This window comes from Franconibacter helveticus LMG 23732, assembly GCF_000463115.2.
GTDB classification, from domain to species: Bacteria; Pseudomonadota; Gammaproteobacteria; order Enterobacterales; family Enterobacteriaceae; genus Franconibacter; species Franconibacter helveticus.
In genome coordinates this window covers 167,798-180,511 of sequence record NZ_AWFX01000054.1, presented here as the reverse complement: position 1 = coordinate 180,511, position 12,714 = coordinate 167,798, and the positions used below count along the sequence as shown (strand labels likewise).

Genomic DNA, 12,714 nt, shown 5'->3' with positions numbered 1-12,714 from the left:
CTTGCCCACCCTGGAAAACCCTTCAGCATTCACGCAAGTGCAGGGCGGGTAAGCAAAGCCTCACCCGCCAGAATCGCTTTAACGTCCCGCTTTCAGTTTCTGATAATACGACTCATAAATTGCGCTGGCGTCGCCTACGTCGTTCTGCCATTCACCATTTTTGATAGTCGCTTCATCCGGATAAAGCGTTTTATCGTTAGCCACTTCTTTGCTCAGCAGCTTGCGTGCTTCGAGGTTCGGCGTCGGGTAGCCGATGGTTTCCGCCACCTGTTTTGCCACATCCGGGCGCAGCAGGAAGTTAATGAGTTTCAGCGCGCCGTCGACGTTTTTCGCATTAGCCGGAATGGCCAGGCTGTCCATCCAGAAAATACCGCCTTCTTTCGGCCAGACCACTTCCAGCGGCGTGCCCGCCTGGCGCGCCACGAACGCCGAGCCGTTCCATACCATCCCGACATTCACTTCGCCTTCCATATAAGGGTTCGCCGGGTTATCGGAGTTGAACGCCGCCACGTTCGGCATCAGCTTTTGCAGCTCTTTATAGGCGGCTTCGATCTCTTTCGGGTCGGTGGTGTTGCCGGAAAGGCCGAGCTTACGCAGCGCAATCTGGAACACTTCGCGGGCGTCGTCAGTCAGCAGCAGGCTGCCTTTATACTCCGGCTTCCAGAGATCGGCCCAGCTCGTTACGGTCTTCGGATCCACCGCGTCGCTGTTTACGCCAATCGCCGTCGCGCCCCAGATGTAAGGAATAGAGTAGTCATTGCCCGGATCGAACGGCTTGTTTAGCATCGCCGGATCGAGGTTATGAAAGTTGCTGAGTTTGCTTTTATCTATCTTCTGGATCATGCCTTCTTTGCGCATTTTATCGACAAAGTAGGTGGAGGGGACCACTACATCGTAGGCGCCGTCTTTGTACGTTTTCAGCTTGGCGTACATGGTTTCATTCGACTCATAAGTCGAGTAGATAACCTTAATGCCCGTCTCTTTGGTGAATTGTTCAAGCAGACCCGGCGGCACATATTCGGTCCAGTTGTAGAAGTAAAGCGTTTTGCTGTCATCAGCGTGCGCGGCGCTCATGCCGAGAGCCAAAGCGCCCGCCGCAAGCAGGTGGCGTGACCATTTCATCATTTTAACGTCCCCTGAATTTTCGTTTTATCACGAAGGATGAGCTGGCTTGCAAGCACAAGAACCAGCGAGAGTACCAGCAAAATGGTGGCGAGCGCGTTCACTTCCGGCGACACGCCAACCTTCACCATGGAGTAGATCTTAAGCGGCAAAATTTCATAGCCCGGCCCGGTCACGAACGACGAAACCACAACATCGTCCATGGAAAGCGTAAAGCTCAGCAGCCAGCCTGCGGCTACGGCGGGCATCGCCAGCGGCAGGATGATTTTACGCAGGATAGTCACCTCGCTCGCCCCGAGATCTTTCGCCGCCTCCAGCATCTTCACGTCAAAGCCTTTCAGGCGCGAATAGACTGTCACTACCACAAACGGCAGGCAAAAAGTGATGTGCGAGAAGAGCAGGGACCAGAAGCCCAGAGAAATGCCCAGCAGCATAAACAGCACCAGCAGGGAGATAGCCATGACAATATCCGGCGACATCATCACCACAAACAGCATGCCGCTGACGAAAGGCTTGCCGCGAAAGCGATAGCGATAAAGCGCCACAGCGGTCAGCGAGCCGATAAGCGTGGCGAACGTCGCCGAAAACACCGCCATGGTAAGGGAATGCTGCGCCGCCTGAAGCAGACTATCGTTGTTGACCAGCAGGCTGTACCAGTTAGTGGTAAAGCCTTGCCAGTTAATGCCAAAGCGCGAGCTGTTAAACGAATTCACGATCAGAATAATGATCGGAATATAAAGGTAGGCATAAATGGCGGCCATAAAACCGCCGCGAAGCAGTCGACCGATCATTCCAGTTCCACCTTTTTGTTAAGCAGGCGCGCCGCGCGCCAGTAGAAGAGCAGCATTAATCCCATCACTGCCGTCAGCGTAATGCTGGTGGCCGAGCCAAACGGCCAGTCGCGGATATTCAGGAACTGGCTTTTGATAACGTTGCCGATAAGCAAATTCTTCGCGCCGCCCATGAGATCCGAGACATAGAACAGCCCCATCGCGGGCAGCATCACCAGCAAGCAGCCCGCCACAATGCCCGGCATGGTCAGCGGAATAATAATGCGGATAAAGGTTTGCAGTTTGCCGGCGCCAAGATCTTTCGCCGCTTCCAGCAGCGGTTTATCAAGCTTTTCGATGCTCGAGTAGAGCGGCATCACCATAAACGGCAGCAAAATATATACCAGGCCGATTATCACTGCGTAAGGGGTATACATAATGCGCACAGGTTCATCGATCACCCCAAGCCAGAGCAGAAACGTATTGAGGTAGCCTTTGGTGCTGAGGAAAATCTTCAGCCCGTAAATGCGGATGAGCGAGTTGGTCCAGAAGGGAACAATCAGCAAAAACAGCAGCAGCGGGCGCACTTTTTCCGGCAGCTTCGCCAGAAACCAGGCGAAGGGGTAACCGAGCACAAGGCAGGCGAGCGTCGCCAGCACCGCCATGTTCAGCGAATGCAGCAGCACCTGGAAGTAAAGCGGGTCGAGCAGACGCGCGTAATTATCCAGCGTAAAGACCATTTTGACGAAGTTCGCGTCGTCGCGGGTCAGGAAGCTGGTTGCGATGATCATCAGGTTGGGCAAAAAGACAAACAGCAGCAGCCAGCCGACGATCGTGGCGATCACCACATTCTGGAATTTACGCGAGCTCTTCATCGGCCAGCACCACCTCCCAGCTTTCCACCCAGGTCACCGCCATTTTCTGGTTCAGCGAGTGGTCAAAATCGGGGTCGTCTTCGTTAAAAAATTCGCTCACCTGCACCATTTTGCCGTTTTCCAGCTCCAGCACTGATTCCAGCGTCATGCCTTTATAGTTGCGCTCGCGCACGTAGCCGATGAGTCCTTCCGCTTCGCGGGCGTCGTTAATCTCTTCCACACGCAAATCTTCCGGGCGCAGCAATACCTTCAGGCGCTGGTTCTTTTCCACAGCGAAAGGCACGGTGATAAAGCACTCGCGGCCTTCCACGTTCGCCCGCACACGATTATCCGCCAGCGCCTCGATCACGGTGGCGTCGAAGATATTGATCTCGCCGATAAAGCTCGCCACAAACAGATTTTTCGGCTCTTCGTAAATCTCGCGCGGGGTGCCATCCTGCTCGATACGCCCGTCGCGCATGACAACGATACGGTCAGACATCGTCAGCGCCTCTTCCTGGTCGTGGGTGACAAACACGAAGGTAATGCCAAGCTTACGCTGCAAGGCCTTAAGCTCGTTTTGCATCTGTTTGCGAAGCTTGTAGTCGAGCGCAGAGAGGGATTCATCAAGCAGCAGCAGGCGCGGCTTGTTCACCACCGCGCGGGCTATCGCCACACGCTGCTGCTGGCCGCCGGAAAGCTGATGCGGTTTGCGTTCAGCGAAGGTTTCCAGTTGCACCATTTTCAGCGCTTCGGTTACCCGCGGGGCGATTTCGCTGGCTGGCGTTTTCTGCATGCGCAGGCCGAATGCGACGTTTTCAAACACCGTCATGTGCGGAAACAGCGCATAGCTTTGAAAGACGGTATTAACGTGGCGGTGCTCGGCTGGCACCCCGGTAATGAGCTGGCCTTCAAGCGCGATCTCGCCTGCGTCGACGTTTTCCAGCCCGGCGATAAGCCGTAATACGGTTGTTTTGCCGCAGCCGGAAGGGCCAAGGAGCGTCAGGAATTCACCATGATTAATGGTGAGAGAGAAATCAGAAATGACGTGCTTACCATCAAAGCTTTTTTCAATGCCCGCCAGTTGCAGCAGCGGGGAAAGCGCGCGTGGTTGTGTATTCAATTTTTAACTCTGTCCCGTAAAGAACGCACCGGGAAGCTGACCGGATGCGGGGTTTGTGATTAACCACCTTGGGGTTTGGCACTTAATTAAGGGCAGGCATTCTACGGCAAAGCATTGAAATCGCCAATGCTTGTGTCGGTTCGTTGCCGCACCCTGGTGCAAAAGGGCGACGCCTGAACAGGCAGGAACGTTATCACCACAGCGAAGCGGCTTTTCTGAACGAAATAACAGATGAAAAGCAAAGATTCGCCGGGCTGCGGCGCCTGCGCTATAAGCCTGGCACGAGTTATTGCTTTAGCCCATCCCTCCCGGCGCTTAAGAGGAATCCGGGAATCGCCCGGTTTGCGTGATATTCATCACATTAAGCCATCTTAAGCGAACCGCTGCCTATATTTATAAGGAACGTTAAACAATAAAAGCGCCTGTGCTATGGCTTAGCCAGACCTGAGCGCAAAGGAAGGGACAGCATGGAACAAGAATCGCAAGCGAAAGAAAACAGTGAAAAAACGCCCGGGGATAGCGTGCGCCAGCGCCTCTTTTTTGTGGTGCTGGTGGCGACGATGGGGTCGCTGGCTTATGGGTACGACACAGGCATTATCTCCGGCGCGCTGCCATTTATGACCTTGCCAGCGCCGCAGGGCGGGCTGGGGCTTAACCCTTTTACCGAAGGGTTAGTCACCTCTTCTTTAATTTTCGGCGCCGCGCTGGGGGCATTTCTTAGCGGCTACCTTTCCGACCGTTTCGGCAGACGCATAACCCTGCGCAGCCTGGCGCTGCTTTTTGTACTGGGCGCGCTGGGCACCGCCGTCGCGCCGACGGTCAATATCATGATTGTCATGCGCTTTCTGCTGGGCGTCGCCGTGGGCGGCGGCTCTTCCACCGTGCCGGTTTTTATCGCCGAAATCGCCGGCCCGCGCAAACGGGCGCCGCTGGTTAGCCGCAATGAGCTGATGATTGTCTCAGGCCAGCTGGTGGCGTATATCGTCAGCGCATTAATGAGCTATCTGCTCAACGATCCGCATATGTGGCGCTATATGCTGGCGCTGGCCATGGTGCCGGGCGTGCTGCTGTTTCTTGGCACTTTTTTTGTTCCGGCCTCGCCGCACTGGCTGGTGGCGGAAGGCCGGGTCAACGATGCGTTTCGCGTGCTTAAAAAGCTGCGCGAACATCCCCGCGAAGTACAAAAAGAGATTGCGGACATGAAACAACAGGCCCGCGAATCCCGGCAGGGGCCTTCCACAAAAGCGCTGCTTAAAGAGAAATGGGTGCTTCGGCTGGTGCTGACCGGCGCGGGCATGGGGTTTGTTTTACAGTTCACCGGCGTTAACGCTTTTATGTATTACACCCCCATTATCCTGAAAACGACCGGCATGGGCACCAGCGCGTCTATTGCCGCGACCATCGGCAATGGCGTGGTGTCAGTGCTGGCGGCGATAGCCGGTATTAAAGGCGTGAGTCGCTTTGGTCGTCGGCCTATGTTGATGACCGGCCTTAGTATTGTTATCTGCGCGCAGATTGCGCTCGGGTCGGTGCTTATCTTTATGCCGCAGGATATGACGCAAAGCCTGCTGGCGCTCGGCTGCATTCTGGTTTTCCTCTTCTTTATGCAAATGTGTATTTCGCCGGTTTACTGGCTGCTCATGTCTGAGCTTTTCCCGATGAAGGTACGTGGCGCGCTGACCGGCACGGCGGTTTCTTTTCAGTGGATCTGTAATGCCATCGTCGCTTTTGCCTTTCCGCCGCTGCTGGCGGTTGCCGGCAACACAACATTCTTTATTTTCGCGGTGATAAACGTCGGCTCGTTGATTTTCGTCGCCATGGTCTTGCCTGAAACCCGCGGCAAATCGCTTGAGCAGATTGAGACTGACATGCGCCAGCGCTTCGGTGAAGCGAAAGAGGCGCATAACGCGGCAAGCCTGTGAAATAAAAAAGTGGCGTAGCCGCCACAGGTGGTGCTAAACAGAAAAGCATTCAGCGGGGGATTATTTCCCCGCGTGCTGGCTAAAAGTGACCTGACGCAATAACTGTTATTTCTGGGTTACTGATAATGTGGTCACAAAAATGAAGAGGGTGACACGATGGATAAATTACTCGAGCGGTTTCTACAGTATGTCTCTCTGGATACCCAGTCGAAACCTGGCGTGCGTCAGGTGCCGAGCACCGAGGGGCAATGGAAGCTGCTGCGGCTGCTGAAAAGCCAGCTGGAGGAGCTGGGGCTGGTGAATGTCACTCTCAGCGAGCACGGTACGGTAATGGGCACGCTGCCCTCTAATGTGGCGAAGCCGGTGCCGCCAATCGGATTTATTTCCCACGTTGATACGTCTCCTGATTTCACCGCCAAAAACGTTAACCCGCAGATTGTCGAAAACTATCGCGGCGGCGATATCGCGCTTGGTACAGGTGAAGAGGTGCTTTCGCCCGTGATGTTCCCCGTGCTTCATCAACTGCTGGGCCATACGCTTATCACGACCGACGGCAAAACGCTGCTTGGCGCGGATGATAAAGCGGGGGTGGCGGAAATCATGACTGCGCTGGCGACAATCAGGCAGAAGAATATCCCGCACGGTGATATTCGCGTGGCCTTTACGCCAGACGAAGAGGTGGGCAAAGGAGCGAAACATTTTGACGTCGAGGCGTTCGACGCCCGCTGGGCTTACACCATGGATGGCGGCGGCATAGGGGAGCTGGAGTTTGAAAACTTCAACGCCGCCTCGGTCACCGTTAAAATCGTCGGCAACAATGTTCACCCCGGCACGGCGAAAGGGGTGATGGTGAACGCGCTGTCGCTCGCGGCCCGCATTCATGCTGAGGTGCCCGCCGATGAAAGCCCGGAAAATACCGAGGGCTACGAAGGCTTTTACCATCTTCATACCATCAAAGGCACGGTTGACCGGGCAGAGATGCACTACATCATTCGTGATTTTGAACGTGACGGGTTTGAAGCGCGCAAACGCAAGATGATGGAAATTGCCAAAAAGATCGGCAAAGGATTACACCCGGATTGCTATATCGAACTGGTGATTGAAGACAGTTATTACAATATGCGCGAAAAAGTGGCGGAGCATCCGCACATCATTACTATCGCCGAACAGGCGATGCGCGATTGCGATATCGAACCCGTGATGAAGCCTATTCGCGGCGGCACCGACGGCGCCCAGCTCTCTTTTATGGGGTTGCCTTGCCCGAATATTTTTACCGGCGGGTATAACTACCACGGCAAGCATGAGTTCGCGTCGCTGGAGGGAATGGAGAAAGCGGTAGCGGTTATCGTGCGTATTGCTGAACTCACGGCGCAGCGCGCGTAGGTTTTTTGAAAGAGGCGGCGGGTGCAGAGTGCGCACACCCGCCGTTCAACTCTGCTGACAGGGTGGCCAGGCAATGCGCCAGCCACCCCTCATACTTGCAGGCAATTAGTCTGCGAAATACCAGTAGCCGCTGTTAACCAGCGCCGCCAGCGTGGCGAGGAAGGAGGGATCTTCCAGCGCGTCGGCGAACAGCGCTTCATCCAGCACCATGTGGTTTGCCAGCGCATTGAGCGCCGGGCGGTGCGGGCTGTCTATCTTCTCGCCGTTAACGAACACCTCTTCGCCGATGCGCAGCACGCGCAGGCCGCCCAGGCGCGACAGTTTATCGCCCTGTTTCAGCGCGTCGTAAATCTCATCCGGCTGGTAAGGCGGCTCCGGCGGCGCCACGTCGAGCTCATGGCGAGACTGGGTAATGAACTCGCCAAACCAGGCGTTGAAGTTCGCCGGCTGGTTGATGAGGTCCAGCATCATGGCGCGCAGTTTATCAAGCTCCGCCGGGACGATATCCGCCGGCTGGTCGCGCAGCGGCACATCCGGGTCGCCATAGCGCTGGCCGCCCAGTTCACGTTGCAACACGTAATCGGCAAAACCGCTGATCAGCTCGCGGCCGCTCGGCGCGCGAAAGCCTACCGAGTAATTCAGCGAGTTTTCCAGCGAATAGCCTTCGTGCGGGAAGCCTGGCGGAATATAAAGAATGTCGCCAGGCTCCATCTCTTCATCAATGATGGCGTCGAAAGGATCCACCTGTAGCAGATCCGGATGCGGGCAGTGCTGCTTCATCACCGCTTTTTCACCCACGCGCCAACGGCGGCGGCCAGTGCCCTGAATGATAAACACATCATACTGATCAAGATGCGGACCGACGCCGCCGCCCGGCACAGAAAAAGAGATCATCAGATCGTCGATGCGCCAGTCGGGCAGGGCGCGGAAGGGTCGCATCAGCGCGGCAGTAGGCTCATGCCAGTGATCCACCGCCTGCACCAGCAGCGACCAGTTGTTCTCACCCAAATGATCGTAGCTTTCAAACGGCCCGTGGCTTACCTGCCATTTGCCATCAAGATGGCTCACCAGGCGGCTGTCCACTTCGTTTTCCATCGCCAGACCCGCCAGCTCATCCGGCGAAATCGGGTCGATGAAGTTTTTAATGCCGCGCTTTAACACCACCGGGCGTTTCTGCCAGTAGCGTTCAATAAAATCGGGCCAGTTTATTTCTACGTGATAGTCCATGTTGTGTTCCGCAGGCTCAGAATATGAGTCGGATTATAACGGACGTCGCTCACTCTGCGTGGCTGTTTAGGTTGTTTTTTCGCGAACTGGCGGAAGCTTCGCCAGTTGCAGGCTGCTGGCGGGCGAAAATCACCTCCATGCGCGCGCCGCCAAGCTCGCTGTCGGCGGTGAGAATTTCGCCGTCATACTGCTCGACAATGTCACGAGCGACGGAAAGCCCGACGCCCTGGCCCGGACGCAGCGTGTCCACGCGTTGCCCGCGGTCAAACACCAGCGCCCGTTTACTTTGCGGAATACCCGGGCCGTCATCTTCCACAATCAGGCGCAGCTGGTCATCGCTCTGGCGGGCGCTGACTTCGACAAACTCCAGGCAATATTTGCAGGCGTTATCCAGCAGGTTGCCCATCACTTCCATAAAATCATTCTGCTCACCGATAAAGGTGATTTCCGGCGAGATATCAAGCGTGATGTTAACCCCTTTGCGCTGATAAACCTTGTTCAGCGCCGAGGTGAGGTTATCCAGCAACGGCGCCACCGAGTGCAGCTCACGGCTCAGCAACAGGCTATCGCTGCGCATGCTGGCCCGATGCAGGTAATAACCGATCTGCTGGGAGATGCGGCTTATTTGCTCAAGCATCACCGGCTCTGCTTTTTCCACATCCAGCTTGCCGGTGCGCAGCGAACGCAGCGTGCTTTGCAGCACAGCCAGCGGCGTTTTCAGGCTGTGGGTCAGATCAGTCAGCGTATGGCGATATTTGTCGTAGCGCTCACGTTCGCTTTTGAGCAGCCGGTTGAGGTTACGCACAAGGCTTGTCAGCTCGCGCGTGGTTTCAGGGTTGAGCCTGTCGCGATGATGCTCTTCCAGTTCGCGCACTTCGCCCGCAAGCGCTTCGATGGGCCGCAAACTCCACCAGGCGGCCAGCCAGAGCAGCGGGATAACCAACAGCAGGTTGGCGATAAGCACGTAGATAAACCAGTTCCAGACGGTATAACTGCCTTTAAGCTCCACAGGAATGGTGTCTATCACCACCACCGTCAGCGCGGGCATTCTGTCGGTGGCGGGGTATTGGTTTACCGCCACAGAATGGGTCATTTCGTTGTCGTTCTCTTCGCGGCGAAAATCGTTAAGCTGCTTTTGCAGGGAGCGATTCGAGCCGAGCAGGTCGCTACTGGCAACGAAATTGGCTTCCAGTTCGTGAAAGCCGTTAGCAGCGAGCCATTCAGGACGGATCTGTTTTATCAGCCACGGCAGGTTGCGCTGCGCCCAGAGCAGGTGGCCTTTCTCGTCGTAGATAAGCGCAATCGTCGGGCTTTGAATATCGAGATTTTCAGGGATCTCGACGCTAAGCCGGTTACCCTGCCAGGTTGAAAGGGTATAGAAGAGGTTGCTTTCCCCCCGTAGCAGGCGAAAGGTGGTTTTGTCGAAGCTGACGCTGTAGCCCACCAGCGCCACAACGCCATAGGCGAGTGAAAGCACCAGCACTACCGCGGCGGTCGCCAGCAAAAAGCGGACCCGCAAAGAGAGCGGCATGACGTGGCGCAGCAAGCGTTTCATTTTTATTGCAGGTCGAAGCGGTAACCCTGACCGCGTACGGTGGTAATGACCTCAGCGGCGTGCTCTGCCTGGATTTTCTTACGCAGGCGCCCCATCAGCACGTCGATAGTATGGCTCTCGCGCAGCTCGGCGTCGGGGTAGAGTTGCAGCATCAACGACTCCTTGCTGACGACCTTGCCGACATTGCGGATAAGCGTTTCCATAATGGTGTATTCGAAGGCGGTCAGTTTGATGGGGTTGTCGTGGATGGAGAGTTCGCGACGGGAAAGATCCAGCTGAAAAGGTGGCAGCGAGATAATCTGCGAGGCAAGCCCGCTGTTGCGCCGCAGCAGCGCCTGCATACGCGCCACCACCTCTTCAATATGAAAAGGCTTGGTGACGTAATCGTCGGCGCCCGCGCCCAGTACTTCTACTTTGTCTTGCCAACCCTCGCGGGCGGTTAGCACCAGCACCGGCAGGGTCACCTCGTGGCTGCGCCAGCGTTTGATAAGGCTCAGCCCATCTTCGTCCGGCAGGCCCAAATCCACGATGGCGATGTCCGGCAGGTGTTCATTCAGAAAATAATCCGCCTCTTTCGCGTCTTCCGCGGCATCAACCTGATGTCCCAGTTCGCTCAGCTGCACCTTGAGATGGTGACGCAGCAGGGCGTTATCTTCCACAACCAGCACGCGCATCGTGAATCCTCTTATATCAATCGCATAAATAGTGTAACGCTAATTATGCCGCCAGCGTGATAAACATTATGTAAACCAGCGTGGCGCTGCCGCCTGTGCGGCATGGCGGATAATAAGGGGATAATTTCGCGGTGTTCCGGCGCCGCGTTAATAGTGCTCCGGGAGGCGCACGATTTTTTCAAGGCGTCCTCTGCTAATCACAATATGGCCATGGTCGGCCAGTTCAGCGAGGATTTTATAAATCAGCTTGCGGGAAAGGGGGGTGGTTTGCTGGATAAACGCCCCGATGCTGATTTTTTGCCTGATATAACGTTCGCGGCTTTGCATATATTCCCTCAGCCGGGTTCTGACGATGCTGTAGGCGCTTTTGCCTATCACGCTCTCATCGCGATAAACCATATGCATCAGCGCGTGAGTGAGCACCAGGCTGGCGCTTTTCCAGAGATCGTGCCGTTCAATCAGCCTTTTCGCCTGGCTGACAGGCAGGCAATGTACGGTGGCGTCTTCATCCACCTCAATAGTGTGACGGCCGGGAATATCCGTGAAAAGATCTGAAAGGCCGATGATGTCAGGCCCACAGCCCGTTCCGGTATAGAGACGATCGGTTATGCGAAACGTATCGAACCGGCCAGCGCTTATCAGGTAGATCTTTTTTTCATGCGGATCTGCGTTTTGCGCTGGCCAGCTATCGCAAGGCGTGCTGGCGGGAAGCAAGCCATTCAGCAGGGCCGTTATCGCGGCGACAGGTTTAGTCACTTCTTGCAGCGTTAGCGCCTGAAAGCCATACGAACGGCTGAAAAGGTTAACGGGCCGGTTACTCCCTGATGAAACTAATAAACCAGAGTTGTCAGGTAACTTTTTGATATATGACATAATCTTCATGGTGAAGTACGAATCTTTTCTATTACCAGTAAGGGAAACCAATGAAGCAGCGAAAATATCTGACCCGGCATGAAATTAACCAAATCCTCAACGCCACCGCCTTTGGCGTGCACCCTGAACGTGACGCTTGCCTGTTCAGGCTCTGCTTTTATCACGGACTCAGGGTCTCTGAGCTTTGTGGGCTTCGGCTGACCGATTTGGATATACATCAAAAAATTATCTATATCCGGCGCCTTAAAAATGGCCTGTCCACCACCCATCCCCTGACGCAGGAGGTGCTTCCCGCTTTGCAGGCCTGGCTGGAAGCCCGCCGCGCTTACCAGGGAAACGCGTTGCCCTGGCTGTTTTTATCGCAAAAAAGCAGGGCGCTTTCGCGCCAGCAGGTGTATGGCCTGCTGCGACGCTATGGAGAGATGGCGAACCTGGGTATTCACCCGCACCCCCATATGCTGCGCCACGCCTGCGGCTATGCGCTGGCAGATCTGGGGGTGGATACGCGACTAATCCAGGATTACTTAGGCCACCGGAATATAAAACATACGGTGATATACACTGCGAGTAATGCGCAGCGATTTTATGGCGTGTGGGATAAATAAAAAAAGGGGGAGGAACAGAACAAAACCGAACACTTTGAACCAAACTGTTAAATACAAGAAACACTGTGCCGAAAAACGGTCAAAAAATTCCCTGTCTCATATTGAACGTCAATATGTCATTCAAGATTAAATATTTACAGGCTATATAAAATGACGAAGAGAGGAGAGGAAATTACGGAATAAATACAGCTTATTGATGAGCATTTTTAAATTGAAACAAAACGTTTCTTTTACTGGTATTGTTTACTGTTATTTTTATTTTTTTTGAGATTTAATGCTCATCCGTGAGCCATTAATAATTAAATCGTCTGAATGATACAGTTTGGTTCAAAGTGTTCAGTTCTGAATATAACGATTTGCTTATTTCTTTCCCGGGATATGGCCCTGGCGATATCTATTTTGTTCAACGCGAATCGCCGTTGAGTTTCATTTGACTGGCGATCAACCTTACGTCTGTTTAAGCCCGTCGGGGAAAGCAGAAATTAAGGTGGATAATAAACCGCCGCACAGCAAATTCGAACTGCCGTCTGGCTCATCAACGTTAAAAAGAGAGGATCTGTTGTCAGGCGTGACCACCGAAGGGGGGAATTCTGCCAGCAGCGTGTT

At 54.7% G+C, this 12,714-nt stretch carries 11 protein-coding genes; 3 read left to right on the top strand and 8 right to left on the bottom strand.

Annotation, left to right across the window (positions count from 1 at the left end; all coding sequences use genetic code 11):
• Positions 1 to 78 precede the first annotated feature (78 nt).
• The 4 genes from potD to potA are packed head-to-tail and all read right to left on the bottom strand — an operon-like array spanning position 79 to position 3,869.
• A complete protein-coding gene (gene potD, locus DW56_RS18825) occupies positions 79 to 1,125 on the bottom strand; it encodes a spermidine/putrescine ABC transporter substrate-binding protein PotD (RefSeq protein WP_024551756.1) in 1,047 nt (348 codons plus the stop codon).
• Positions 1,122 to 1,913, bottom strand: a complete 792-nt coding sequence (gene potC, locus DW56_RS18820) for a spermidine/putrescine ABC transporter permease PotC (protein ID WP_024551757.1) — start codon at positions 1,911 to 1,913, stop codon at positions 1,122 to 1,124. Before potC ends, potD begins: the two co-directional genes overlap by 4 nt.
• Positions 1,910 to 2,767, bottom strand: coding sequence for a spermidine/putrescine ABC transporter permease PotB (gene potB / locus DW56_RS18815; protein ID WP_024551758.1), 858 nt, complete (start codon positions 2,765 to 2,767; stop codon positions 1,910 to 1,912). Before potB ends, potC begins: the two co-directional genes overlap by 4 nt.
• Complete coding sequence (gene potA, locus DW56_RS18810) at positions 2,751 to 3,869, bottom strand: spermidine/putrescine ABC transporter ATP-binding protein PotA (protein ID WP_024551759.1); 1,119 nt, start codon at positions 3,867 to 3,869, stop codon at positions 2,751 to 2,753. Before potA ends, potB begins: the two co-directional genes overlap by 17 nt.
• A 467-nt stretch (positions 3,870 to 4,336) precedes the next feature.
• Here potA and DW56_RS18805 point away from each other — a divergent pair, with 467 nt between their 5' ends.
• Entirely contained in the window at positions 4,337 to 5,791 is a 1,455-nt protein-coding gene (locus DW56_RS18805; protein ID WP_029590173.1) for a sugar porter family MFS transporter, read from the top strand.
• A gap of 156 nt (positions 5,792 to 5,947) precedes the next feature.
• Positions 5,948 to 7,174: a peptidase T gene (pepT, locus tag DW56_RS18800; protein ID WP_024551761.1), complete on the top strand. Its 1,227-nt coding sequence runs from the start codon at positions 5,948 to 5,950 to the stop codon at positions 7,172 to 7,174.
• Between the two features lie 105 nt (positions 7,175 to 7,279).
• Here the strand turns inward: pepT and DW56_RS18795 are convergent, their stop codons facing one another.
• From DW56_RS18795 to DW56_RS18780, 4 genes are all read right to left on the bottom strand, one after another.
• The gene (locus DW56_RS18795; protein ID WP_024551762.1) at positions 7,280 to 8,401 is read right to left on the bottom strand and encodes a ribosomal protein uL16 3-hydroxylase; all 1,122 of its coding nucleotides are present in this window, start codon (positions 8,399 to 8,401) and stop codon (positions 7,280 to 7,282) included.
• A gap of 49 nt (positions 8,402 to 8,450) precedes the next feature.
• Positions 8,451 to 9,956, bottom strand: coding sequence for a two-component system sensor histidine kinase PhoQ (gene phoQ, locus DW56_RS18790; protein ID WP_024551763.1), 1,506 nt, complete (start codon positions 9,954 to 9,956; stop codon positions 8,451 to 8,453).
• A gap of 2 nt (positions 9,957 to 9,958) precedes the next feature.
• Positions 9,959 to 10,630, bottom strand: coding sequence for a two-component system response regulator PhoP (gene phoP, locus DW56_RS18785; protein WP_024551764.1), 672 nt, complete (start codon positions 10,628 to 10,630; stop codon positions 9,959 to 9,961).
• A gap of 147 nt (positions 10,631 to 10,777) precedes the next feature.
• Entirely contained in the window at positions 10,778 to 11,386 is a 609-nt protein-coding gene (locus DW56_RS18780; RefSeq protein ID WP_159102092.1) for a helix-turn-helix domain-containing protein, read from the bottom strand.
• A gap of 167 nt (positions 11,387 to 11,553) precedes the next feature.
• Between DW56_RS18780 and DW56_RS18775 the strand changes: the two genes are divergently transcribed.
• Complete coding sequence (locus DW56_RS18775; RefSeq protein WP_024551766.1) at positions 11,554 to 12,108, top strand: tyrosine-type DNA invertase; 555 nt, start codon at positions 11,554 to 11,556, stop codon at positions 12,106 to 12,108.
• Positions 12,109 to 12,714: the final 606 nt, after the last annotated feature.